Genomic DNA, 24,769 nt, shown 5'->3' with positions numbered 1-24,769 from the left:
GCAGCCCTGGGCAAGCATGCCCAGGCAAACAAACCTCAGCCATTCCTCAAACAAGCCTTTCACAAACCATCAACTATCAACCAACAAACACCAAACTCCTCCATGCCCCGACTTTACTGCGACAACGCCGCCACCAGCTTCCCCAAAGCCCCCGGTGTCGCCGAAGCCATGCTCAAGTACCTCACCGAATGCGGAGCTCCCGCCGGCCGAGGCGCCTACCGCTCTGCTCTCGAAGCCCAATCGATTATCGATCAGTGCCGCCTCAAAGTCGGTCGGTTCTTCAATGCCCCTCCCGATCGCTTCGTCTTCACCCTCAACTGCACCGATAGTCTCAATCTCGCCATTCGCGGCTTGCTCAAGCCCGGCGACCACGTCGTCACCACTCTGCTCGAGCACAATTCCGTCCTCCGCCCCCTCGCCTGGCTCCAACAAACCCTCGGCATCACCCAGACCCTGCTCACTCCTAACCAGCAAGGCTGGATTGAACCTGCCGATCTCCGCGCTGCACTCAGGCCCCATACCCGGCTCGTCATCACCACCCACGCCAGCAACGTCACCGGCGTCATTCAGCCCATCGACGACCTGGGCACAATCTGCCGGGAAGCGGGCGTTATCTATCTTGTGGATGCCGCGCAAACCGCCGGGATTCTCCCGCTGGATATGTCCTCCCAGCCTGTGGATATCCTTGCCATGGCGGGGCACAAAGGCTTGAAGGGCCCTCTGGGAACCGGCCTGCTTTACATTCGAGCGGGCCTCGATGAAGAAATTTCCCCCTGGCGATTGGGCGGCACAGGCCTCGCCAGCGAAGATCTCGCCCCACCCACCGCCGGGCCCGCCAGGTTCGAGGCCGGCAATCAGAATCTTCCCGGCATCGCCGGACTTTCCGCCGCCCTGGATTGGTTAGCCGGGCAATCATTGAAGGAAATTCAAGAGCGCGAGCAATTTTCACGCTTAGGCTGGCAAATTGCTCTTTCCACATTTCCGGGAATTCGGCTAATTTTGCCAGAGAGTTCCAGCGTGAACATTTTGAGCGTGACGGCGGAAGGATTCTCGCCGCACGATTTAGCAGTCATTTTTGAACAGGAATACGGCATGGAAGCCCGCCCCGGCCTACACTGCGCCCCCCTCTGCCACCAATGGCTAGGCACCCTCCCCACCGGCGGCACACTACGCGTGAGTGGTGAGTGCGTTCCTCGTGATGATGAACATCTGAAGTTCCACAATTTAAGCCGATGAACACGCACTGAGCGATCTCGGTTAACTCTCACTGATTACTTCAATTGGCGAAGTTTTCGTGGATGGACGACTCATGCCATTGAATTCTGTCAGGCAACTCCTCCAAGTAAAACCAGAATCCCTCATTGCATTCCTAAATCACTGCTTGGGCTACACGCTTCAATTAGCCATGTTTGGCCTATTCGCAATCAAACTGAGCCCAAACGAATATGGTGTATTTGTAATCTGCTTAGCGTGGTCTCTAATAATGGCTCGGCTCGCTGCCCTTGGTATTGACTTCACAATGACAAGGTTTATAGCCAAATATGATTCAACAAAAAGTAACGCCACCTCTGCAGCCCTGATAAGCTGGGGGTATCGCCGTATACTATTTGCGTCGATAATCCTTTCCATTCTAACTTTAACACTTGGAGGACTCTGGAACCTACAATTCGAAGGAAAGTACACCCTTGAAATCGCATTCACGGCTCTCCTCATACCAGTAAACACTTGCATAAACGTTCTGTTTGCAGAACTAAGAGGCAAGGCCGAAGTTTTACTCTCAACATTTGGTTTAAACTGCGTAAGGCCGCTAATCGCACTGCTATCCTTATTTGTCATCAGCGGCAACAACAGCTCAACAATATCGGAAGCGTTTGCAAGCTACCTGCTAGGATCACTCTCGTCATTGGCACTGCTTACCATTGGATGCGCAAATACACGAAAAGAGAAATCACACCACATTGCTCATCTAGTGAATGAGAATAAAAATGAATGGTGGAAAGCCAGTTGGCCATTACTGATCACAGGCCTTGCACAATTAGCACTAAGACAGTCAGACGTCATCATCCTTGGCATGGTAGCCACCGCTGAGGAAGTCGCATATTACAGTCTCGCTGCCAAAATTGCTGGGATATGCATTTTTGGCGTTCCAATCATCGATAGCATAGTAGCAGCCAAATTCACCGGACTTTACGAGACTGGAGTTCACCAACCGCAGCAATCATTAGTTACAAAAGCAGCACGAATCAACTTACTTATCACCATCTTTGCTGCCATTGTAGCTGTCAGCACGTCACTCCTGATTACTTCAACAGAACCTCGATTCGATGCAAGAATGGTCCTACTAACCTCGATAATCTCATTCGGATGGGTACTTGTAGCATCCATCGGAACTGGAAACATTTTGTTCGCAATGAGCGGAAAAGAGGGAGTATTACTCAGAATAACCTTCATCTTCGGCTTAGCAACCATCATATCGAACTTCATCTCCGGTAGTTTGCTGGGATCATCTGGAATGGCTGTCAGTGTTTCGGCAATCACTGTTTTTTATGCATTATACTCCCGAAAAATGATCTTCACCCACCTTGATCTAAATGTGGATCCATTTTCCTTCGCTCTCGTGGGGCCAACAGCAGACAAGATCAAACACAACGACGATCGATCGTCACTTACAGGTAAGGCGGCCTAACCCCAGGACATCTTCGCTCGATGAACAAAAGGCAAGCGAACGTGCTAGCAAACAGCTCAGTGATCGCCGTCAATCGATACAGGACTCAGAACCTGTATAGCTCTTCCACACACATTCGCACTGCTAAAACAAAGTGGTTTTTGCCGGTCCTTGGAGGCGTTTTTCTTTGCTTCTTTGTTGCAAAAGCTGATGATCTGCTCTCCGTGAGATTCGATGCACCAAATCCATGGATCATGCTTATCGCGGCAGGATGCCTGTTTACTGCTTTTAGCAGTAGAACTGTGCGGTTACCGTACCTTTTTCAGCAATTGAGCACTGTCGGCGCTCCACTTGGCATTATGCTCCTGCTTAGTGGATGGGGTGCTTTTTGCAGTGTCATGTTCGGCGTTGCAAAGGGAACCGAAGAGCATTATCTCGTACTTCCCCTTTTTGATGGCATATGCTTTGTTTTCGGGTTGTTTATTGGAATTGCGCTTAGCGTTAATGGACATAATTCCTACACGGTCTGGAGATCTGTTTCCTTCCTGTGGCTTTGTGCATATTCGATCAGCATCGCAATCGACCTGATCAATCCGGGGACATTCTCAACAGTACCCAGCAGAAGCGCCGGTTTCGCCATGAACTCGAATGACGGAGCATTCTGTATCTGCTTTTTATGCATTTTGTCTCTGGATTGGAGAAACGGAATCATTGACTTGATGTCATTCTGCTCAATTTGCCTTTCACTCGGCTGCGTTTTTGCCACATACTCACGAAGCGGCTTATGCGTTCTCGCATGCGTATGCGTTCTATTTTTATCAGTCGTTTGCAGGAAGGGCTGGGGTACAATTCTCATTGGCCTAATCACTGCGTCATTAATGGCCATCACTGCGCCCATAGTCATAGGCATGGTTGTTGAAAACACAAGCCAAGGAAGTGGTTCAGCGAGGGCAACAGCAATTCTTAATGGGGACTTTGACGTTGTCTTCAATAAAGATGATTATCGCGCCCATCTTGCAAAATATTTCTTGGATCTTGCATGGAAAGAACCTGTTCTGGGCTGGGGAACACGTTTTTCTTATTCTCTGATTCACGATCAAGGCCCACATAATATTTATATTGCTCAGTTCCTTGATAATGGTCTTCCGGCCCTAATCCTGCTTGCTACCTTGTTTGCTACAATTCTTTTGCGGGCGATTCATCGGCGTGACATGATGGCTATATGCATGATATGCACGGTGATTTTATATGGTTTTTTTTCTCACAATGTGCTTGACTTACGGGGCGTTCTACTTCTGTTAGGTTTCATTTCATGTAAGTCTCATGGAATGTATCTGGCGAAGGACATACGCGCATATCGTGACCCTTTAGTTGTAAGCAGACGGCGAACCGCTGCTTGATATTGTGATTTTCTCGCCCCTTTCTGGTCGTTTTGTCTTCCTGCTAGTTGAAAAATTTGATGAAAGTACTTCATATCATCAACAGTTTTGAACTCGGAGGGGCACAAAGAGCTCTTCAGAAAATTGTGCGTTATTCTTCCACAAAAGGTATTTGTTCATTTGTTGTTTCGCTGACATCACGAGGCAATTTAGGAGAGGAATTCCGTAGCTTGGGCTGCGAAGTAGATTGCATCCGGATGGATTATTCACTTACGGTGCCGATTGCTTGTATAAAATTGCTCAGATTGCTGAAAGTGATTCAACCCGACGTGGTTGTGACATGGCTTTATCAATCTGATTTTTTTGGCGGCCTACTGACCAAATGTGTCGCAAGAAAGGTGCCCGTTGTCTGGAATCTCCGTACCGCCGCTGGCGACGACATCGCAGGGAGAACGGCACGTTTCTTTCGGTTTCTTTGTGCCTCTATTTCGCGGTGGATTCCATCGCTCATCATTGGAAATTCACCTTCTGTCCTCTTAACTCATGAACGGCTGAAATATCCTAAAGATAAACTCAGGATGATTCCTAATGGCTTCGATTCTGATCTGTTCCGTTCGGATCCTCTGGTTCGAAAACAGGTGCGTGAAGAATTGCAGGTTGCGAAAGATGAGATTCTGTTTGGAATGGTTGCCAGGCGGCATAAGTCAAAAGATCACGAGACATTCCTTCGGGCAGCCGTTCTGACTTGTGCTCAGGTTTCAAATGCCAAGTTTGTCCTGTTCGGCCATGGCATTTCTGGGGATGATCCTGTGTTTCAGGAGATCCTTAAAGATTGTGAACACCGTTCGCACTTTCACTTCTTACAACCTCGCAGCGATGTGAAGTCGATTCAGATGAGTCTTGATGTCGGAGTCCTCATGTCGAATGTTGACGAAGGATTTCCCAACAGTATCGGCGAGGCGATGGCGTGTGGAGTTCCCTGTATTGTCAGCGATACAGGAGGTTCCAGCTTTGTCGTAGGCGACTGTGGGGTCGTGGTACCAAAACACAGTGTTGATAAACTTCACGAAGCGATGCTTGAGTTTGCATCTAAAAGTGAGGCTTCCCGACTGGAATTGGGCGAATCATGTCGCGAGCGAATTGTGCATGAGTTCGGCATCGAGGCAACAACCATGCAGCATATTGATTCCTGGCGCGAAGTGATAACGAATGTGAACTCTAAAATGCAATGAGTATTTCTCATGGATTGATACTAAGGTTTTATATAATGAATATACGTCATTCTCTCCTCAATCCCCGGCACTGGGTGCGTCAGATGTTGCCGACTTCGCGGCGGTTGCTGCTGGAGAAGTCGTTGCGGCAGCTGGATCTTTCAGCCTGCAAATCGGTCCTGATCTGCGGGGCGGGGCATGATCCTTACCGGCATCTGTTCCAGGGCGCCCAGGAGTATGTCTGCCTCGATATCGAAGAAGTACCCGGCGTGACTGACGTGGTGGCCGATGTCCTCAGTATGCCCTTTGAAGACGGACGCTTTGACTGCGTCGTGGCCACCGAATGTATGGAACACATTGCGGATCCATTCACACTCTGTTCGCAGATTACGCGCGTGCTCAAGCCGGGCGGTCGTGTGGTGCTTTCTGTCCCGTTCATGTTTCATCAGCATGGCGACCCTTACGACTTCTGGCGACCCACCCGGCATTGCCTCGAATCGCTCTTTAAAGAGTTTGACAACGTGGAGATTATTTCTCACGGACATCGCCTGCATGTCGTTTCCGATCTTTGTTCGACAGCTTCGCCCGGGTGGTTGTTTGCCCCTTTGCGGCTGGCCAATCACCTGCTGGCACGGTTGCCGGGGAGTTTGCAGCGGGGGCATCGAACCCCATCGGCAACGACAGGGTTTCTGTTGACGGCCACCAAGTCGGCCAACTCTTCCCTCCATGAACGGGCCGCCTGACGTGACGCAGCCACATCTGGTTTATCTGATCAGTGAAGACTGGTATTTCTGGTCGCACCGCCTGCATCTGGCCAGGGCCGCCATGGCGGCGGGCTACCGCGTTTCTCTAGTCACACGTACCAGCACTTATCAAGAGAAAATCGAATCCGAAGGGATTCGTGTGATCTCGTTTGCATGCCCGAGACGTTCGATTGACCCTTTCAGCAATCTGCGTGTCGTTACCCGGTTGGCGAAAATTCTGCGAGAGCTTCAACCCGATCTTGTGCATAACGTCGCATTAAAAAATGTGTTGCTGGGTACATTGGCAGCTCGTTTGGCGGGAGTGCCGCAGATCGTCAATGCGTTTGCAGGACTGGGTTATGTCTTCGCCGCTAAAGGATGGAAGGCTGCGTTGGGCCGTACCGCCATCCGGACGATCCTTAGAGGTTGTTTTTTGGGTCTTCGGTCACCAGTCATCGTTCAGAATAGTGATGACGAGCGTGAGTTGGTCGATTCCGGGATCGTTCGACAAGAGGAAATCTGTTTGATCCGAGGCGCGGGCGTTGATATCGAGTCATTTCACCCGGTGCCTGAACCGGCACAGCCATCGATTGTTGTCATGGCCTGCCGCATGCTGTGGTCTAAAGGCGTGCAGCAATTTGTGGATGCTGCTCAGTTACTAAGATCTAAGGGTTGTGAAAGTCGCTTTGTGCTGGTGGGGCGGACAGATACAGACAATCCTGATCATGTATCGGAATCGCAGTTGCGGGCATGGCAACGAGATGGCGTCATTGAATGGTGGGAACACCAGTCAGATATGCAAACTGTTTTCAGCCAGGCGCAACTTGTGTGCCTCCCCAGCTTCTATGGAGAGGGACTACCAAAAGTCCTCCTCGAAGCTGCGGCTTGCGGCAGGGCCATTATCACGACAGATATCCGAGGCTGCCGGGAAATTTGCCGCCCTGGGCTCAATGGCTGGTTGATACCCATTAAAGAGAGTACAGCTTTAGCAGAAGCGATACATTTTGCACTATCGCATCCTGAGATACGCCAAACCTTCGGACAAGGTGGACGTCGTTTAGTAGAAGAGGAATTTACTTCGACATTGATCGCAGAGCAGACGATTCGACTCTATCAAAGGCTCGTACCCGTCAGTGACGATTCGATCACACGTCGGAAAGCGGCATAATGGAGTTTGCTACTCATCAAAATCACTGTGAGGTGATACCGCAAACCGTCGCTGTTACTGGGGCAACCGGTGCGGTGGGGCGGCAGGTTTGTCTGGGGTTGCGAGTGGCGGGTTTTCATGTGCGGGCCGTGGGGCGTTCGGCAGTAGGACTCGATATCGCTGATGAATCCGTCGTCGCCGATCTTGACGACACGCGTGCGCTGGCCACGGCGATGAGCGGTGCTGCTGCCGTCATTCATCTGGCGGCACTTCTACATATCAATAATCCCGGGAGCGACATTAAGCAGAAGTATTGGCAAGTGAACGTCGCTGGCTCCCGCCATGTCTGTGAGGCGGCCAGCGAATGCGGCGTCAAACGTGTGATTTTAGCCAGCACCATCAATGTTTATGGCTCGGCCTTTCAGCAGGGCGTGGTGAATGAATCGACGGCTCCTTGTCCAATCGACTGGTACTCAGAAAGCAAGCTGGCAGCTGAGGAAGTGGGCTTAACCTTTCCGAATGTCACCATCTGGCGGTTGGCCGCTGTTTTGGGACGGGGGCTCAAGGGGAACTATCGAACCCTTTTAAAGCTGGGACGATATGGAGTGCTGCCATGCATTGGCGACGGATCGAACCGCCGCACGTTGATCCATGCGGCTGATCTTTCGCGGTTGATCGCTGCCGAGTTGAAAGCCGATCCATCGACACAACGTATCTGGAATGTTTGCGACTCGACGATTTACTCACTCAATGAGATCCTGGCTTCAATCCGCGAAGCAACAGGTGGACGTGCGAGAATACTGCGTATCCCCAGAAACATGACGCGGAGTGGGTTGGGTGTGGTCGAGGCCATGTTTCATGCCGTTCGGCGGAAGGCACCCGTCGGCAGGTGGCTGGTGGACAAAATGTGTGAAGATGTGGCGGTGGATGGGTCGGCACTTTGGCGGGAGCTGGGGATGGCTCCGGCAGTTTCCCTGGTGGATGGCTGGCGAGATGCGGCTGGCGAACTGAACTTGATCGAAACTCTTGAATCGGCGAGACATTGTCAACGGGCGGCTTAGAGCCGTTGGCCATGAGGATCGTGTGCGAGATTGAGGTTTTCAGGTGAAGCGTGCATTTGACGTTGTGCTGGCCTTATCAGCAGGAATGGTGCTGCTGCCGCTCATGATGGCGATTGCCTGCGTGGTGCGACTGACATCGCGTGGGCCGGCACTTTACTGGTCGAACCGAGTCGGCCAGAACAACGAAATTTTCCCGATGCCGAAGTTTCGCTCGATGCGGATCGATACGCCGGTGGTCGCGACTCATTTACTCACTGACTCACGTTCGTGGATCACGCCAGTGGGTCATTTTCTCCGCAAGACGAGTCTCGATGAACTGCCGCAACTGTGGTCGATTCTGCGGGGTGATATGAGTTTTGTCGGCCCGCGTCCGGCACTGTTCAATCAGGATGACCTCGTGGCAGCACGGACAGCGGAGCGCGTCCATCTATTGCGGCCAGGCCTCACGGGCTGGGCACAGATCAACGGTCGCGATGAGTTATCGATTCCCGAGAAAGTCGCTTTAGATGCCGAGTACGCTCGTCGGCAATCTTTGTGGTTTGATCTGCAGATTCTGTGGATGACTTCCATCAAGGTGTTAAGGCGAGAAGGAGTGCGTCAGGCCGACGAACCAGCAGGTCGTCGAGCTGCGTGAAATTGCCGGGCTTTGGCTGAACTCCCATTGCTTGCTCCGGTGCTCGCTGTACACTCAATAAATTATCAAAACTTATTGATGCGTTTGCTTGAGCAAAGGGAGTGGCAAATGAGCCGATCTTTACGCCTGTGGATTGTGGGTATCGGGCTGGCTGCCTTCGTACAGAGTTTGGCGCATTCGTCCGTCACTTTTGCGGCCGATCCTGCGGCCATTGAAGCCGGGCGACTCAAAGGGCTGGAATATCTGAAGTCGAAGCAGGAGGCCGATGGAAGCTGGGTGTATGAAGGGCACCAGGTTGGGATTACCGCTTTGTGTACCCTCGCGCTCATTGAGAATGGTGTGCCGTTGTATGACCCGGTCGTTGATAAAGGCTACAAAAGTGTTCGACGGGGGATTGATGGCGAGCTGAAACAGACGTACGACCTCACGCTGGCGGCACTGCTCCTGGCACGCGTTGGTGATCGTGCCGACAAGGCTTTGATTCGTACGATTGGCGCCCGATTACTCGCTGGCCAGTTGGAAAGCGGCGGGTGGACATATACCTGTCCGACGGTCGATGCGACTTCGCTTTCGTCCACGGCCCGTGCCCCGAAGCGAAAAGCTGGCATGGGAGATAACAGCTGTACTCAGTTTGGTGTGCTGGGGTTGTGGGTCTGTTCGCGGTACGGCGTACCGATCGATGAAGCGATGCAACTGGTCGCTGCACGATTTGTCGATTCGCAAAATGAAGACGGTGGCTGGCCTTACAACCCCAAGGGCACGAAAACGGATAGCACAGGTGCGATGACATCAGCAGGTTTGTTCTGCCTGACAGTTGCACGAGCCACCAAGATTCGCGAAGAACTTCAGAAGAATGCAGCCACCCGCAATTCATCAACCGCGAAAGGCGCCGAAAAAGCCACGTTACTGCAAGATCCTGTCTATGCCAAAGGATTCACTCAAGTTGGCTACTACGCCAAAGGGATGAGCCCCGGATCGGCCCGCTATTTCATGTGGTCCATTGAGCGTCTGGGTGTGCTCCTGGGATTGGAACGCCTCGGAGACGTGAAGTGGTTCGATCAAGGGGCCACAGCTCTCTTGAAGGCTCAGAAGCCAGATGGTTCGTGGCCAGATTCCAAAGAAAGCCCGGCTGATACCGCCTTTGCGGTTTTGTTCTTGAGGAAGGCCAATCTGGGCAGCGATATTTCGCGATTGCTGGAAGGGGAGCCTGAACAAGCCTTTTGTCTGCCGGGACGCGAAGGCTTACCACGCTTTTCTTCCCTGCAGGAAGCAGTGGCCGCTGCCAAGCCTGGGGAAGTCATTCGTATTGATGGGAATGGCCCCTATCGCTGCCAGAACGATCTGTTCAAGCAGGATGTCACGATCACAGCAGGCTTCGGCTACACACCCGTGCTTGAGTATGGTGTGGGATATGACAGCACTGGCCTGAGATATCGACCTGAGAAAGATGAGATTGCCCGTGCCCTGTTCACGATCGACAGTGGTGTCGTCACGCTGGAAGGACTCCGATTGCAGATGGATCCACCGTCGGGATCGTCTTCGATTCCATGGAAAATTCTGCAGGTGAATGGCGGGCAGTTGCGATTACTTAACTGCGCCCTCTCTGAAGGAACCAAACGCGGAGTGGTGGCGATCAGTTCCAAAGGAAGCGCTGTCATCGTCGTTAAAAATTCGTTGCTGGCCACCAGTGCGACAGCCATGCAACTCGATGTCGCAGATAACCAGAAGGTAACAATCGATAACAGCGTGATTTTCGCCACGAAAGGATTTGAAATCTCTGGTCAAAAAGAGCTGTCGATCGGCATTTATGCAAGTGCTGTGCATACGATCGATGGCTTTGTCGCAGAGAAATTCAGCGGCGAACTCAGTGTGAAAGCACTCCACGATGTCTTCAAGTGCGATTCGCTGGGCATGTCGTTCCTGGGAGCTGATGGAAGCCCGAACGGACGCCAATGGACAGGACGGAACAACGTTTACAATGTTTCCAAGTGGGTGGGATTCAAAGGGAAGCCGGTCGTCATTGTGAAAGACCCACCCAGCTTCAGTAAATTCTTTAACGGTGGCGAAGTGGACCCCTCCAAACTGACCATTGCTTTCCTCAATTCCCGTAAGCCAGGTACTTCCATCCATGGTTTGAACACACAGGAGTGGGATCTCTCCGAGAAGAGCGAACTCGCCTTTTCAGCGAAAAAGTACGGCATACTCTCGGCCATCACCGGCCCTGGTGGTGGATTCAGTCGCTTTCGTGAGGAAATTGGTTACAACCAGTGGCAACGTGGAGAGACTCCACTTTCTGTTGCTGAACTTGAACCGCTGGCTAAAAACTGATGTCCCCGAATGTTCTGCCGACACACCTGATGATCGAGCCTGCCTGGAGCCTCGAACCTCAAATCCTCTTAGAAGATGGTCCTCTTCTTGCCATCTGGAAGCCGGCAGGGCTGTTAACTCAGGGAGTTCCCCAGGGGCTGCCCACGCTTGAAAACTGGGTCAAAAACTGGATTCGGGAGAAGTATGCCAAGCCAGGGAATGTCTACCTGGGGATCCCCCATCGACTGGATCGACCAGTCTCTGGTGTGATGCTCTTTGCTCGAAATTCCAAAGCCGCGGCCAGGCTGGCCGAGGTCTTTCGTGATCGTCGAGTCAAAAAAACATATACCGCAGTGGTGGAAGGGATGCCTCCACAGACGACTGGACGACTGACCAATTATCTTCTCAAGGATCCTCAAGCCGCCCATAGCCAGATCGTGGCGGAAGGGACACCGGGGAGTAAATCTGCCATTCTGGATTACCGTCTTCTCGGTACTGTGGCAGGTCGCAGCCTGCTGGAGATTGAACTCCAGACCGGGCGGATGCATCAGATTCGTGTGCAGATGGCAGCGATGGGTTGTCCGGTCGTGGGGGATCAGGAGTACCAAACGCCACAGGCTGGAGATACGACGACACGAACGGTTGAAGAGCAGTCGACGACGAATCTCACAACACAACCGAGGGGATCCGAGCGGATCGCCTTGCATGCGAGTCAGATCATTGTCCCTCATCCCATTCGCTTTGATGAAGTGACGATCCATGCACCATTCCCAGCCGAGTGGGCCAGTTATTGGCCAGAACCAGAAAGAGATCTCGCTGGCGGAGTTTGAGCCGCATTTCGACTTAAATAAAAAGAGCTGACCCCGCTACGAGGTCAGCTCAAATCTTGTGGCCTGACGTTTGATTTAACGGAGAGGTTGCACGATACAGTTTACTTCTTTCCCGAACGCTTGGAAAAGACCGATTCGAGGCTTCCTGCTCCCGGGCCATTGGCCATGATGAAGAGCATGGCTCCACACAGCGAGAGGTTCTTCAAGAACTGAATCATTTGAAATTCCTTGGCGGCGAGATCTTTAACTGTCCAGAAGTCATGAAAGAAGTACGTCGCGAGAATCAGAAAAATCAGGAGCAGAGTCGCGCCCAGTCTGGCTTTGTAACCAACGAGGACCAACGCACCCCCGACAATCAAAAAGGCAATTGCTCCACCCAAAAGGATCTGTGGTGCGGGAACACCTTCGTTCGCCATATAAGCTGCTACTTTGGAATAGTTCGGGATTTTATTCCCGAGAGCACTCATCAGGAAAATCGCAACGAGGGCGGCTCGCCCCAAAATGGAAAGGAGGGACTGAAACATGGGAATACACTTTCTATCAAGAGTTCGGTATGAGTGATTTTGCAGAGATGCGATGATCACAGAATTCTGGAAACGTCGTCAGGAGAATCCGGACGCAGCAACTGACTGGCTGTGAACTGGAATGCGAGATTATTCAAGTTCAAAGAGCAGCAACTGGCCATCGGCTTTCGTGACCACATCGAGGCGATCTTCTTCACTCCAGTAGAGAGCATCCCCTTCCTGCACCTCGTGGCCATCGATCAGGAATTGACCCTTCAGGATTTGTAACCATCCTTTGTGCGAAGTCGAAAGGTCTTTTCGCAGCGATTGACCTGCTGAGAGATCAGTCAGCCACAGATTCGCCTTTTGCTGAATAGTTAGCGAGCCATCGCGGCCATCTCGTGAAGCCACCAATCGCCATTGATTCAACTGTTCTTCACGTGGAAATGGCTTCTGCTCATAACCTGGTGTGAGATCTTTCTCCTCAGGAAACAGCCAGATCTGGTATAGATGTGTCGGTTGACTCGAACTGGGGTTGAATTCGCTGTGACGAATACCGCTGCCCGCTGTCATTCTCTGCAATTCGCCCGGGCGGAGAACTTCTCCATTGCCCAGACTGTCTTTATGCTCCAGTTCACCCTGAAGCACAATGGTGACGATCTCCATATCTTTGTGGCCATGCATCCCAAACCCCTGGCCTGGTGCCACCACATCTTCGTTGATGACCCGGAGTGTATGAAAGCCATTCCAGCCCGGGTCGAAGTAATGGCCGAATGAGAACGTATGGGCCGTCTTCAACCAGCCATGATCAAAATAACCGCGATCCTCAGCTCGACGTACCTGTTTCATGATGTAACGCCTTAACCAGACAGACAGTGACAATCCACCGGCCAAGCAATGTCAGCATGACCAGTCGATAGATTACATGTCATGTATTACTGGCGTTCCAGCAGAACCTTACGCGTCGGGTTCGACCTGCTGGCGAGTTTTTTCCAGCAGGTGAGTTAACTGCTTCAGCCCCTCTTCATCGAGATTACTGAACATCTCGGAAATCAGCTTGCGTAAGGGTTCATCCAGTTGAGAGATCAGCTCTCGACCTTGTTCAGTGAGGCCCACCAGAATCTGACGTCGATCCATCGGGATCTTCTGGCGATCAACCAGACCCAGTTTTTGCAAACGGTCAATTAATCCTGTCATGGCAGGGACCGGCTGCAACATACGGCGGCCAATCTCCAGGCTGGGCAAGGGTTCACCTTCACCGCGCAGAATCCGCAGCACATTGTATTGAGAATTTGTGAGACCATGCTCTCGAAAAAGTTGTCCGCAGCGGTATTCGAGTCGATCCGCCGTTCGAAGTAAGGTCAAAGCCGCTTCTTCCGCCGGATCTGTGAAGGGCCTACGCTTTCCCAGGAGTTTCTGGAAAGTATTCATGAGTCAGACTTTCGTATCAGCGAATGCTGGAGTCAGTTCAAGACCTGCAAACCCTTTTCCAGTTGATGTGCTGGCAGCATTTCTGCATGAGCCAGCCGACTGGAAAAATGAGTTCGCTGCTTCCGGGAAGAAGCAAACTGACCAGTATCAGAATAGTTAAACATCAGAACAGAAAAGTGAGACAGGACGTCGAAGTGAAGAACCGTTAATCAGTAACCAGAGTGATGAGATCTGAGCAAGAAAATGATGAGCATCGATAACCAAAAGGTTCCATCATCAAGTCGTGATGTCGATAGAAATGGGCGACCCGAAAATCATGTCACCAGTACATAGAAAAATAGAAAACTTAGTCGTTCATCGACCAACCAAAACCAGCAGTCTTGCCAGCGAGGAATCGCTGGCAAGACCAGTAAAATCGATCAATTCCATTCTTTCAGCATGGCTTCAACACGAGCTTTGTTGAAGTTTTCTGGAATCTGCTCATCATGACCGACCAGTAACTCTTCCACGCCGACCTGACCAATCGGGACGCCACCTGCGGGAACATCGACCTGGGCGGTCCAGGCAATCCCATTCAGGAACAGTCGGCGAAACTCGGGATGTCCCCAGTTCCAGTGAACGTGCCCACCGCTGCATCCAAACCCGCGAGCACCATTCGCCCGTTGATGAGCCCACGCCATATGCTGTGGCTCACCTTTGGCAATCGCTTCACGAACTGCCGGGTTACCACTGTGAGGACCATCAGGCCGCTTGAGTGTCTCAGGCCCGGGGAGATCGGTCAGAATTGGTGTGACCCCTTCCATCCCTTCGCGAAATCTCATGTGGTAGTACCACTCGTCGTTAATTCGAAATGGCTTGACCCCTGAAGTAATCGGATGCGCTGGGAAAGCCTTGTAATCCGCTGTCCAGTGAGGATTGACTGACCAGTGAGGCTCGAAGTAGCCACCAGTCCAATCCAGAAAAGCCTGCCCGGGCTTGCCGGCAACAGTTTCAACTCCGTAGTGAATGCAGACAATCCCAGTCCCTCGATCGACCAGTTTCTGCAATTCATCGAGATGGGAATTAAAGGGATGACCGCCCCCGCCGTCGGCATAAATCACGATTGAGTCGGCAGCAGACAGCACCTCAGGTGAGGGCCAACCCTGTGATTGCAGCGAATGCATGGTGGCTTCAATCGGCAAGCCACTCTCATTGAGCAGGCGGGCCAGCAATGTGCAACCAGCCGTATGGTCGTGAGCACCAAAACCATGGCTGCGATTTCCCGCCAGGAGCAGGACTTTCTTCTTGGCCGGTTCCTTGCTGCTGGAGACTTTGTCAGCAGTCGCATCGAGTGTCTTCAAGCGGATATTCTTGAATTGCACCTTCATGGGTGGCCCGGCATGCAATTGCAAAGCCAGAAGCCCCTTGGCGCGTCGATCTTTCAGATCTTCATCAATCACAGAACTCATCAACGTGTCGTTGATGTAATGATCAAACTGAAAACCCCGGGCCACAATCCGATACGAGTTCCAGTCATCTTTCTTGATGGCACTTTGCAGTGCCGCACCTTCGGCAAACTGCTCTTTGACAACCGGCTTATGGTTCTCGCCAATGACGGTTTTCTGACCTCGAAGAGCTAAAATCCCTCGGAAACGTTCGCCGTAATTAATACCGCTGTAAGTGTTTCCGGCTTCAAAGTCGGCCTGATACCCACCGATGACCCAGGGCTGATCCTTCACTTCAAAGCTGCGGTACTGAATACCACTGTTTCCACCTTGAATTTTGTAATCGAGCCGGAGTTCGAAGTCGGCCGTCTCGCCACCGCGCCAGATAATGAAAGTGTTTCCCTTGGTAGGTTTTTCAGCAGTTGTGATGCCGGTAATGGCACCATCCTGCACGCTCCAGAATTCTGGATTTCCATCCCATCCTTCGAGAGTTTTTCCGTCGAAAATCGAAACAAATCCTGTTTCATCCGCTTTGTCTTCGGCCTGAAGCTCACTTCCTGAGCTCACCACACACAACGAGACGCTCGCCAGCCAGAAAAAACAGGCCCAGGCCGAGATGGCGGGCGTCATCATTGGCTTTTGGGCCATAAGAAACTGTAAAAGTCTGTGCATCAAGCACCCTTTCGGAATAAGAGTCCATCAGTTGAGCGTGGGGAGTGTTGCCGCTGGCAAATTGGAGAACAGACAGGCACGGATTCATGAAATCTAACTCAAAGCTGGCAAACTTTAATTCACCAGCAATTGTTTATCTGTTGAGTATTGAACACCTGCGCGGTTCGAAATGCAACAGCGATGAAATGAAAGCCAGCCCCTTCAGGCAAAACCCTGTTCTTGAAAATTTGCCATGGGCAATTCTCGCTGCATAGAAAGATGCCTCACACATCCGCTGCCTGACAGTATAACTGTTGAGAGAAAGCCACTCCGTGACGACGCTATCGCCAGCTTCTCCATCTGCCACCGGGTCCCGATTTGTTGTCGGGATTGACCTGGGTACGACGAATTGCGCGTTGGCATTCATCGACACCCAGACCTCACCAGAGACAGTGCAGATCCTGTCAACTCCACAACTGGTCGCCCCGGGCGTCATCGAGAAGCGGGAAACTTTACCTTCGTTTCATTATGAATTTGCCCCTGGCGAAGTGGCTGCCGCCGATCTGAAGCTCCCCTGGGCACAACCCCCAGGCGATCGGCCTCAGCTATCTGCGGTCGGTGTTCTCGCCCGCGAGCAAGGCGGCTTGAATCCGCAGCGTCTCATTTCCTCAGCCAAGAGCTGGCTTTGCCATCATGCGGTTGATCGAACAGCTGCTATTCTTCCGTGGCAAGGTGATGACGAACTTCACAAGCTTTCGCCAGTGGCCGCCAGCAGCAGGTATCTGGAGCATTACCGTCTGGCCTGGGAGACTCAATGGCCCGATGATCCTCTGGCTGATCAGCAGATCGTTATTACCCTGCCCGCTTCATTTGATGAGATCGCTCGCGAACTCACCATCAAAGCAGCTCGCGAAGCGGGCTTACCCCGGGTGACATTTATTGAGGAGCCACAAGCCGCCTTTTACGCCTGGATTGAACGCCATCGAGTGGACTGGGAAAGCCGCGTCCAACCTGGACAGAAGATTCTGGTCATCGATGTCGGTGGAGGAACCACAGACTTCACTTTGATTCGAGTTCAAAAACGAACCGATGGTTTGTGCGAGTTCCATCGCGTGGCAGTTGGTCAGCACCTGATCCTGGGTGGAGATAATCTCGACCTGGCACTGGCCCATTTTGTCGAGCAGAAATACAACCTCGAAGACAAGCTTTCCCATCGCGAATTCTCTTCCTTAATTCGCAAATGCCGAGTGCTCAAAGAAACTTTACTCGGCCCGAATCCCCCTGAATCTGCCAAGGTGATTCTCGCGGGCAGTGGCTCGAAACTCCTTTCTTCAAGCAGGCAATACGAAGTCACCCGCGAAGAAATCCAGACTTGCCTGGTCGACGGTTTCTTCCCTGTTTGTGAACTGAAAGATCGCCCCGCTGCGCACCCCATGGGCTTTCGAGAATTTGGTCTGGCTTACGCCCCCGATGCGGCCATCACCAGATATCTGGCCCAGTTTCTCGAACAGCACCGCGCCACTTTGAGTGAACTTGAGCAGCGAGCGAACGCCACACTACCCCATCAGACCAGCTTGAGCGCTGATCCTGCTTGCCCGGATCTGATTCTCTTTAACGGCGGCGTGTTCGAATCGACTGTTTTGAAAGACCGCGTTCTGCACACCTTGCGCCACTGGTTTTGCCAGGGATTATCCAGCTCGCAAGCCGCCGAAAAAATCCAGGAACTCGATCATGGTCGGCTCGATCTGGCGGTTGCACGTGGAGCGGCTTACTTTGGGATGGTCAAACGAGGACTGGGAGTCAAGATCGTCGCGGGTCTGGCACGCAGCTACTATCTGCAGCTCGGTGGGAAAACCAACGAAGCTCTCTGCGTTTTGCCAGCCGGTATTGAACCCGGTGCCGAAGTGGATTTGCAGGATCAGCGATTCTGGCTGTTGCTCTCTCAACCCGTCGAGTTTCCTTTATGGTGCTCGAGCACACGACTTACCGATCGGGCCGGGACACTCATCCCGATTGATCGCGAACAACTCACTCCCCTCCCACCCATTCGTACGGTCTTGAAAAGCCGCCGGGAAACAGAAGCCAGTCGGATTCCCGCTCAACTGTCTGCCCGTTTGACAGAATTAGGCACTCTCGATTTAAGCTGTCGAGAATGTGATGGAACCAGATCATGGAATCTGGCCGTTGATGTCCGCAGTGCGACCCATACCGAACTGGCCGCACATCAAGGCCAGGGTGAACAGGCCGGTGTGTTTGAAGATCAACTGCAACAGCAGGCGATGAAATTGATAGAAAACACTTTCCGGCCTACTGACGAACCCCTGCTTCCCCGTGAGTTGATGCCCAGACTTTCTGAAGCCCTCGAAGCGCCCCGTGATTCGTGGTCGCCAGTTCTGCTCAGGTCACTCTGGACAACACTCATGGATGTCGCTGCCCAGCGCAGCCGATCTGCGGCACATGAGGCCCGGTGGCTCAATCTGGTCGGGTTCTGCCTGAGGCCGGGTTATGGCGTCGCCATTGACGACTGGAGAGTTGCCGAAACATGGAAAGCCATTAGTGGCAAGTTAACTCATGCCGACCCTCAGGTTCGAGCTGAAGTGCTGGTTCTCTGGAGGAGAATTTCGGGAGGATTGAATGCCGGCATTCAGCAGGCCATTGCAGCTCCCTATATTTCAATGGTGAAAACGGCTCTCAAACGAGGTCTGGATCACCGGAAATCTGCCAATAAATCGGGGCCGACTTCCCATGAACTCTCAGAAATGATGCGGATGTTCGGTGCCTTTGAAGAACTTTCGAAAACAACTCGAAGTGAATTGGCGGGTCTGGCAGAAGTCTCACTGCAGCAGAAAAACTCACCCATTACGATGGATGCCGCCATCTGGTCGCTGGGCCGGTTTGGCCAGAGAACCCCGGTCTATGGCTCTCTCGACCATGTGCTGAGTCCCGAACGGGTCGAATCGATGCTGGCAGCCTTGATGACTTGTGGCGGGCCGATTGGTCTCGTGGGACTTTCGCTGGCGCAAATCGCCAGACGAACACACGACCGCTATCGCGATCTTCCCCAGGCACTTCGAGAGGAAGTCGTGCAGTGGCTGAATCAACACCCGGAGACGGAAGATCTCGCGAAACTGGTGAAAGAAGGTGGAGAATTCACTCAGGAATCGGCTGGCCAACTGCTGGGAGACCAACTCCCCCCAGGTTTGTCACTGATGTCCTGAACAGAAGCAGAGGCAGCTTGACGCGTCGCCGTTATCACTACCCGGCCATAATCACCAAGTCACATTATTAGCTGGCAGATTCGGTAGTTTTCCGGAAGGAAACGCCATATTCGACAAACGATTCACCAGGAATCTCGCGGACACGCACGACGCGGCCTTCTTTCCAGCGATAATTACCATCAGGAAGTCGCAAGCCAATCTGCAGGGATGAGCTGTCGAAGGCTTCCGAAGAGATCAAACCCACGCCACCTTGAGAAATGTTGAAGGCGACAGCCGTGCGGGCTGAAGGATGATTCGGCCCGGCAATGGGATCATCCGGAGTCAACACACAGACAATCACGTTGGCATGAAAACTTTTTCGCTCAAACTGGCGAACGGCGCCATACAGTTGCTGGTCGCGTTCAGCCATGCGTTCCAGCCACTTCATCATGCGTTCCCACGTCCGAGCCTGGCGGTCAGTGGTGGTTGAAGCATAGGCACTCATTGGCAGAAACCTCATAGCAGAACGAAACGATTGAGGTAAAAACTTTACCTATCGGAAATCTGCCACATGAACAGCCAGCGTCAAATCGTTTTTTCAATCTCCGGAGACTTTACTGAAAGCTGATGCCACAGATGTCGTCACATAGGACTTTTGTGTCTATATGTATACTATTATTTCGCCTTGCGCAACGAACCTTGGCATTCAGCTTTTAGACTAACATGTCGTGCGTTCACCTATGATGAGCGAAATTGGAGCTTGGCCAGCTTCCAGCCAAACTGATCTTCGATCCCGATATTGTCGCGTGCATGAACACGGAAGAGCTCATTTGGGCAAGAGGGTCTTAAACATTTCCGGCTGCTGGCCTTCGACCTGAATACGAAATTGCTTGCCATCGGGAGAGACCGACGCCTTGATGTAATGCCCTTTGCAATCAGCAGTATCGCTGGAATTAGCAATCCGGTGCGGCGGTGGCTGGACGTCATCTCCCAGCTTGATGTTCCGATGCAACTGAAACTGAGCCTTGAGAGTCGGGACCGTCTCAAGTGTCTTCAGAACCGGTAGCATGCCCCCTTTGGTGGGGCCGTTGCAGGTGACAGTGGCGACCGGTTCAATCGCTTTGACCAGCACTGGATTGTTACTGACATCAAGGCCATGGTGAGTCACCATAAAGAGATCGACCTGACCAATCGGGTTATTAGGCGACATCAACCGATGTTCGGTGTTCCACGTCAGGTCACCACAGGTCAGAAAGGCGAAATCCCCCAGTTTGAAGAGCAGACTCAAACTGCGGGCATTGTCGGAAGTGTCCTCAGGTTTCGCGACGTGCTCACTGACAAACGGGTTGGCCGGCCCTTCGTTCGGAATGGTTTTCCCACTCGATGTGATCACCTCGGCTGTGAGTTGCGGGGCACCTTGACCTGATTTAGCATTTTTCAGTAGCAGTTTGTCTCCGGGGGAAAGGGCTGTCGACTTGTTCTGTGAGGCCGCTCGGTACAAGGCGATTCTCTCGGGAAACCCTTTGTCTTCCGCAAGATCTTCCGGAATTCCCCGGTCATAAAAGGCCGTAACGGGAACTTTGCTGACGAGTGCCGCATGATTGCCGTAATGATCCAGATGCCAGTGAGAGACGATCGCTTTGTCGATTCGAGTTCGACCAGCGACCTCTTTCACCACGCGCACAATGCGATTTAAATCCCGGCCGCCGTAATCAGGATAGCCCGAATCGAGGAGAATCGATTCCCCCGCGGGTGTCACCAGCAGCGTGGCAGCTCCCCCCTCGACATCAATGAAATAAATGTCGAGTTCACCATTTTTCTCATCTGCCAAAACACTGTTCCTCGGCAGCCACAACAAGGCAGCCATCGCCAGCACTGTCGCCAGAACACGAAAACTCCGTTGTTCAACCATTCGCAAGCCATTCATAGCCAGTGACTTTCGCAAGAATTGACGATCTTCCCGCTCACGTTCGAACGGCCCTGGCGCGAGCCAGAATTCATCACTTGATGATATAATGAGGGGATGATAAGTGTGCAGACGTAAGATTGCACCTGTTTTCTCAGTCTGTGCACATTCCACGGTCCACCAGAAGCTGTTTCCCAGGCCGATCGATCAACTTTCCAATGGCATCATCGATGGGCGTCAACTGGCAGAAAAGGAAGTTTTCCCGGAGAACTTGTGCAAATCGGACATCTTTTGCGCCATCCGATTGATCCTCTTCGCACCTCACAGCGATCACTACTGAATAAGTCTTATTTGTGCAAAATCACGCCGTTTGACGCCGAGTTCTGCCAATACGCGATGAGGCCAGCAACCTAAACTCAACAAAGCGGCAGAAGATCAGGTTGCCGCAAAATCGATTTGGGATCGAAGAACAGGTTTTGATTCAAGATCACAAATGACTTTTCCTTGATTTCCAACTTCTACCCGACTTCCTGTGTTGCAAAATTGGTAATTCTGCTACGGTTTAACAGATAACCTCGCCAGAACTCGATCCTCCCGTGGCGGGTGGATCATTTTGGTGGAAAGCATCGCCCGGGGCTTTCCACCAGACTTCGGGCGAGCCGGGTTCTCCCTTGAAGTGACTGAGATGAGTCCCTCTGACACGCTGATGGCTACCCCCCGCCCCGCACGTCCTGTTGCTCCTGAAAACTCGACTCTACCCTCTGCGAACAGCCCCAATTTTATGTCTCCTTCCCCAACTGCCAGCACTCGGCAGATATCGACTCTAACTCCTGACACCACAAATGGTTCTCACCAAGCACATCTGACAACAGATGAAATGGTTCGCGAACTCGAAAACGTGGCCAGTTCCAGTCCCTCGTATGTCGAATCGCTCTATCAGGAGTACGTGAAATCTCCTGAGAATGTGGATGTTGCCTGGCGTGAATATTTCCGCCAGATTGCGGAGGTCGCCCGCCAGGCTCCTCATCAGGAAGCTCAGTTCTTCCGTCCACCCACCATGGGCGATTCGAATGTCGTCTCGCCGGTGGAACTTGAAGCTGCGATTTTACAGGAGCGGGTGGATCGCCTGATCCGCAACTACCGGGCTATGGGTCACTATGCGGCCATTATCGATCCGCTGGGCCAGCCGCGCGAGCCAGTCCCGGAACTCGACCCTGCTTCCTGCGATTTCAGCCCCAGCGATCTTGACCGCCAGTTTTCGACAGTCAGTTCCAGCGGCCCCAACGTTCGTACTCTCCGTGAAATTCTCCAGTGGCTGCGAAATACCTATTGCCGGTCGATTGGTGCACAGTTCATGCACATCGATAACGTCAAGGTTCGCGAGTGGCTGCAGGATCGGATGGAAAGCAGCGAGAACCGCATTTCTCTGACAGCTGATCAACAAAAACGAATCCTCAAGCGATTGAGCGACGCGGTCGTCTTTGAAGACTTCATTCTCCGAAAGTTCCAGGGCGCCAAGAGTTTCTCTCTGGAAGGGGGCGAAACGCTCATTCCGCTGCTTGAACTGGCCATTAACAAATCCGCCTCGCAGGGCGTCGAAGAAATCATTCTCGGTATGGCGCATCGTGGCCGCCTGAATGTCCTGGCCAGCATCATGGGCAAACCAGCCCGGGCGATCTTCCGTGAATTTGCCGATCTCGACCCACAATTGCATCTGGGCCGAGGCGACGTCAAATATCACCTGGGCTACAGCAACGATTACACCACTGCGGATGGCAAGAAAGTCCACCTCTCGCTCTGCTTTAACCCCAGCCACCTCGAGTTTGTCAATACCGTGGCACTGGGCCGCGTCCGGGCCAAGCAGGATCGTCGGCAAGATGTCGAACGCCGCAAATCGATGGCACTGCTGATTCATGGTGATGCAGCCTTTGCCGGTGAAGGCATCACTCAGGAAATGCTCAACCTCAGTGAGCTCGAATCCACCCGCACAGGGGGCACTGTGCATGTGATTGTCAACAACCAGATTGGCTTTACCACACCGCCGCATCAGGGGCGTTCGACAGCCTATGCCACCGATGTCGCGAAAATGCTGCAGATCCCGATCTTCCATGTAAATGGTGAAGATCCCGAAGCGGTCGCTCAAGTGGTTGAACTCGCCATGGATTTCCGCTGTGAATTCCAGCGAGATGTCGTCATCGACATGTATTGCTATCGTTTGCGCGGTCACAACGAACAGGATGAACCCCGCTTTACCAACCCGGGCATGTATAAAGCGATTGACCGTCGCCAGCCCATGCGAGTCACTTATTCCAATCACCTCACGAAACTGGGAGGTGTTACTCAGCAGGAAGCGGACGAACTCGTCTCGCAGCACAAGAGTCAGCTTGAATCCGAGTATCAGGTCGCGACAGCCTCTGATTACCAGCATCGCTGGGAACAGCCAAACCAGCTTTGGAAAACCTATCGTGGTGGCAATGAAGACATTGCCCACGATGTCCCGACAGGTGTTCCAGTCGATCGGCTCAAGCAGCTTCTGGAAATCCAGACGCATCTGCCCGATGGTTTCAAACCCCATCCGAAAATTCAGAACATTCTCGATCAAAGGCGAGCCATTTCCCGCGGCGAAAAGCCTGTGGACTGGGGTGCTGCCGAAATCCTGGCTTACGCTTCATTGCTGACAGAAAAGCATCCTGTGCGTTTACATGGGCAGGATTGCGAACGAGGCACCTTTGCTCACCGCCACGCCGTGGTTCACGATATCGAAACGGGCGCCAAATACGTTCCACTGCAGCATCTGACGGTCGAACAGGCTCGTTTCCAGGTCTATAACAGCGCACTTTCAGAAACAGGCGTGCTGGGCTTTGATTATGGCTTCAGCCTCGACTGCCCTGATGGGTTAACGATCTGGGAAGCCCAGTTTGGCGACTTTGTGAACGTGGCTCAGGTGATTATCGATCAGTTCATCACCAGTGCCGAAGACAAGTGGAACCGTTACAGCGGTCTGACCATGCTCTTGCCGCATGGGTTTGAAGGGGCCGGCCCCGAACACTCCAGTGCTCGCCTCGAACGATTCCTCGAAGCCTGTGCCGAAGACAACATTCAGGTCTGCTACCCGACCACGGCCGCTCAGATGTTCCACATGCTGCGCCGGCAGGTTTTGCGACATTGGCGCAAGCCACTTGTCGTGATGACTCCCAAGTATTACCTCCGCTCGCCTCAGGTCGCCGCCACACTCGACGATCTGGCCAACGGATCGTTCCAGAGAATCTACCCGGATGTCCTCACCACGAGGCCTGATTCCGCAGTCCAGCGGATTCTCATGTGTACGGGCAAAATCTATCACGAACTCGCCCAGCGTCGACAAGAACTTGGCCGCTCGGAAGTCGCCATTATTCGTGTCGAACAGCTTTATCCTTTGCCCACAGCGGAGCTTCAGCAGCAACTGAGCCGCTATGCACCACAGACGCCGGTGACATGGGTGCAGGAAGAACCAGAGAATATGGGGGCCTGGCGATTCATTCTGGCTCAATGGGGGCTCAACGTCTTGTCGCAACATCAGTTGCGCTGTGTCAGCCGGCCCGCATCCGCCAGCCCTGCCACAGGTTCCAAGAAGAGTCATGAAATTGAGCAGGAACGAGTTCTTTCAGAAGCGTTTGGCCAATAAAATCGATCGAAGAGCC

At 52.6% G+C, this 24,769-nt stretch carries 19 protein-coding genes; 13 read left to right on the top strand and 6 right to left on the bottom strand.

From position 1 onward, the window contains the following. Positions 1 to 102: 102 nt before the first annotated feature. The 10 genes from PLIM_RS03420 (at position 103) to PLIM_RS03365 (ending at position 11,977) form a co-directional block, all read left to right on the top strand. Positions 103 to 1,236 (top strand): aminotransferase class V-fold PLP-dependent enzyme, encoded by a 1,134-nt coding sequence (locus PLIM_RS03420; protein ID WP_041402801.1) that lies wholly within the window; start codon positions 103 to 105, stop codon positions 1,234 to 1,236. Between the two features lie 73 nt (positions 1,237 to 1,309). Next, positions 1,310 to 2,686, top strand: a complete 1,377-nt coding sequence (locus PLIM_RS03415; RefSeq protein ID WP_013108917.1) for a lipopolysaccharide biosynthesis protein — start codon at positions 1,310 to 1,312, stop codon at positions 2,684 to 2,686. Positions 2,687 to 2,727: 41 nt separating this feature from the next. Next, positions 2,728 to 4,065: an O-antigen ligase family protein gene (locus PLIM_RS23570; RefSeq protein ID WP_196349522.1), complete on the top strand. Its 1,338-nt coding sequence runs from the start codon at positions 2,728 to 2,730 to the stop codon at positions 4,063 to 4,065. A 59-nt stretch (positions 4,066 to 4,124) separates the two neighbouring features. Beyond that, a complete protein-coding gene (locus PLIM_RS03395; protein ID WP_013108915.1) occupies positions 4,125 to 5,276 on the top strand; it encodes a glycosyltransferase in 1,152 nt (383 codons plus the stop codon). Between the two features lie 35 nt (positions 5,277 to 5,311). Continuing rightward, positions 5,312 to 5,998: a class I SAM-dependent methyltransferase gene (locus PLIM_RS03390; protein ID WP_013108914.1), complete on the top strand. Its 687-nt coding sequence runs from the start codon at positions 5,312 to 5,314 to the stop codon at positions 5,996 to 5,998. Between the two features lies 1 nt (position 5,999). After that, positions 6,000 to 7,166, top strand: a complete 1,167-nt coding sequence (locus tag PLIM_RS03385) for a glycosyltransferase family 4 protein (RefSeq protein ID WP_052301476.1) — start codon at positions 6,000 to 6,002, stop codon at positions 7,164 to 7,166. After that, on the top strand, positions 7,166 to 8,206 hold the full coding sequence (locus PLIM_RS03380; protein ID WP_013108912.1) for an NAD-dependent epimerase/dehydratase family protein: 1,041 nt from the start codon (positions 7,166 to 7,168) through the stop codon (positions 8,204 to 8,206). The genes PLIM_RS03385 and PLIM_RS03380 overlap by 1 nt, the downstream gene beginning before the upstream one ends. A gap of 43 nt (positions 8,207 to 8,249) precedes the next feature. Then, on the top strand, positions 8,250 to 8,840 hold the full coding sequence (locus PLIM_RS03375) for a sugar transferase (RefSeq protein ID WP_013108911.1): 591 nt from the start codon (positions 8,250 to 8,252) through the stop codon (positions 8,838 to 8,840). Positions 8,841 to 8,948: 108 nt separating this feature from the next. Beyond that, positions 8,949 to 11,168: a prenyltransferase/squalene oxidase repeat-containing protein gene (locus PLIM_RS03370; RefSeq protein ID WP_013108910.1), complete on the top strand. Its 2,220-nt coding sequence runs from the start codon at positions 8,949 to 8,951 to the stop codon at positions 11,166 to 11,168. After that, on the top strand, positions 11,168 to 11,977 hold the full coding sequence (locus PLIM_RS03365) for an RluA family pseudouridine synthase (protein WP_013108909.1): 810 nt from the start codon (positions 11,168 to 11,170) through the stop codon (positions 11,975 to 11,977). Before PLIM_RS03370 ends, PLIM_RS03365 begins: the two co-directional genes overlap by 1 nt. 101 nt (positions 11,978 to 12,078) lie before the next feature. Here the strand turns inward: PLIM_RS03365 and PLIM_RS03360 are convergent, their stop codons facing one another. The 3 genes from PLIM_RS03360 to PLIM_RS03350 all read right to left on the bottom strand — a co-directional run bounded on the left by PLIM_RS03360 (position 12,079) and on the right by PLIM_RS03350 (position 13,911). After that, positions 12,079 to 12,501, bottom strand: coding sequence for a DoxX family protein (locus PLIM_RS03360; protein WP_013108908.1), 423 nt, complete (start codon positions 12,499 to 12,501; stop codon positions 12,079 to 12,081). A gap of 129 nt (positions 12,502 to 12,630) precedes the next feature. After that, on the bottom strand, positions 12,631 to 13,329 hold the full coding sequence (locus PLIM_RS03355; RefSeq protein WP_013108907.1) for a pirin family protein: 699 nt from the start codon (positions 13,327 to 13,329) through the stop codon (positions 12,631 to 12,633). 108 nt (positions 13,330 to 13,437) lie between these two features. Continuing rightward, on the bottom strand, positions 13,438 to 13,911 hold the full coding sequence (locus tag PLIM_RS03350; protein WP_013108906.1) for a MarR family winged helix-turn-helix transcriptional regulator: 474 nt from the start codon (positions 13,909 to 13,911) through the stop codon (positions 13,438 to 13,440). Between PLIM_RS03350 and PLIM_RS24340 the strand changes: the two genes are divergently transcribed. Next, positions 13,910 to 14,071 carry a hypothetical protein gene (locus PLIM_RS24340; RefSeq protein WP_155523240.1) on the top strand — a complete coding sequence of 54 codons (162 nt, stop codon included), beginning with the start codon at positions 13,910 to 13,912 and terminating at the stop codon, positions 14,069 to 14,071. The genes PLIM_RS03350 and PLIM_RS24340 overlap by 2 nt on opposite strands. Before the next feature lie 259 nt (positions 14,072 to 14,330). Here PLIM_RS24340 and PLIM_RS03345 read toward each other — a convergent pair whose 3' ends face one another. Continuing rightward, entirely contained in the window at positions 14,331 to 16,007 is a 1,677-nt protein-coding gene (locus tag PLIM_RS03345) for a family 16 glycoside hydrolase (RefSeq protein ID WP_013108905.1), read from the bottom strand. 311 nt (positions 16,008 to 16,318) lie between these two features. Between PLIM_RS03345 and PLIM_RS03340 the strand changes: the two genes are divergently transcribed. Continuing rightward, complete coding sequence (locus tag PLIM_RS03340) at positions 16,319 to 19,204, top strand: Hsp70 family protein (RefSeq protein WP_013108903.1); 2,886 nt, start codon at positions 16,319 to 16,321, stop codon at positions 19,202 to 19,204. Positions 19,205 to 19,271: 67 nt separating this feature from the next. Here the strand turns inward: PLIM_RS03340 and PLIM_RS03335 are convergent, their stop codons facing one another. Both PLIM_RS03335 and PLIM_RS03330 read right to left on the bottom strand, forming a co-directional pair. Further along, positions 19,272 to 19,688, bottom strand: coding sequence for a PilZ domain-containing protein (locus PLIM_RS03335; protein ID WP_013108902.1), 417 nt, complete (start codon positions 19,686 to 19,688; stop codon positions 19,272 to 19,274). A gap of 321 nt (positions 19,689 to 20,009) precedes the next feature. Further along, a complete protein-coding gene (locus PLIM_RS03330; RefSeq protein ID WP_230849385.1) occupies positions 20,010 to 21,095 on the bottom strand; it encodes a ComEC/Rec2 family competence protein in 1,086 nt (361 codons plus the stop codon). Positions 21,096 to 21,966: 871 nt separating this feature from the next. Here PLIM_RS03330 and PLIM_RS03320 point away from each other — a divergent pair. Next, the gene (locus PLIM_RS03320) at positions 21,967 to 24,753 is read left to right on the top strand and encodes a 2-oxoglutarate dehydrogenase E1 component (RefSeq protein ID WP_013108900.1); all 2,787 of its coding nucleotides are present in this window, start codon (positions 21,967 to 21,969) and stop codon (positions 24,751 to 24,753) included. The last annotated feature ends 16 nt before the right edge of the window (positions 24,754 to 24,769 follow it).

Origin of the sequence: Planctopirus limnophila DSM 3776 (genome assembly GCF_000092105.1) — a bacterium.
GTDB classification, from domain to species: domain Bacteria; phylum Planctomycetota; class Planctomycetia; order Planctomycetales; family Planctomycetaceae; genus Planctopirus; species Planctopirus limnophila.
This window is presented reverse-complemented; position numbering and strand designations above follow the sequence as displayed.

Bases quoted from the DNA above. Each gene is read 5' to 3' on its own strand.
- PLIM_RS03420 (WP_041402801.1), top strand. From the start codon at position 103: ATGCCCCGACTTTACTGCGACAACGCCGCCACCAGCTTCCCCAAAGCC.
- PLIM_RS03415 (WP_013108917.1), top strand. From the start codon at position 1,310: ATGCCATTGAATTCTGTCAGGCAACTCCTCCAAGTAAAACCAGAATCC.
- PLIM_RS03395 (WP_013108915.1), top strand. From the start codon at position 4,125: ATGAAAGTACTTCATATCATCAACAGTTTTGAACTCGGAGGGGCACAA.
- PLIM_RS03390 (WP_013108914.1), top strand. From the start codon at position 5,312: ATGAATATACGTCATTCTCTCCTCAATCCCCGGCACTGGGTGCGTCAG.
- PLIM_RS03380 (WP_013108912.1), top strand. From the start codon at position 7,166: ATGGAGTTTGCTACTCATCAAAATCACTGTGAGGTGATACCGCAAACC.
- PLIM_RS03370 (WP_013108910.1), top strand. From the start codon at position 8,949: ATGAGCCGATCTTTACGCCTGTGGATTGTGGGTATCGGGCTGGCTGCC.
- PLIM_RS03365 (WP_013108909.1), top strand. From the start codon at position 11,168: ATGTCCCCGAATGTTCTGCCGACACACCTGATGATCGAGCCTGCCTGG.
- PLIM_RS03360 (WP_013108908.1), bottom strand. From the start codon at position 12,501: ATGTTTCAGTCCCTCCTTTCCATTTTGGGGCGAGCCGCCCTCGTTGCG.
- PLIM_RS03355 (WP_013108907.1), bottom strand. From the start codon at position 13,329: ATGAAACAGGTACGTCGAGCTGAGGATCGCGGTTATTTTGATCATGGC.
- PLIM_RS24340 (WP_155523240.1), top strand. From the start codon at position 13,910: ATGAGTCAGACTTTCGTATCAGCGAATGCTGGAGTCAGTTCAAGACCT.
- PLIM_RS03350 (WP_013108906.1), bottom strand. From the start codon at position 13,911: ATGAATACTTTCCAGAAACTCCTGGGAAAGCGTAGGCCCTTCACAGAT.
- PLIM_RS03345 (WP_013108905.1), bottom strand. From the start codon at position 16,007: ATGCACAGACTTTTACAGTTTCTTATGGCCCAAAAGCCAATGATGACG.
- PLIM_RS03335 (WP_013108902.1), bottom strand. From the start codon at position 19,688: ATGAGTGCCTATGCTTCAACCACCACTGACCGCCAGGCTCGGACGTGG.
- PLIM_RS03330 (WP_230849385.1), bottom strand. From the start codon at position 21,095: ATGGTTGAACAACGGAGTTTTCGTGTTCTGGCGACAGTGCTGGCGATG.
- PLIM_RS03320 (WP_013108900.1), top strand. From the start codon at position 21,967: ATGGTTCGCGAACTCGAAAACGTGGCCAGTTCCAGTCCCTCGTATGTC.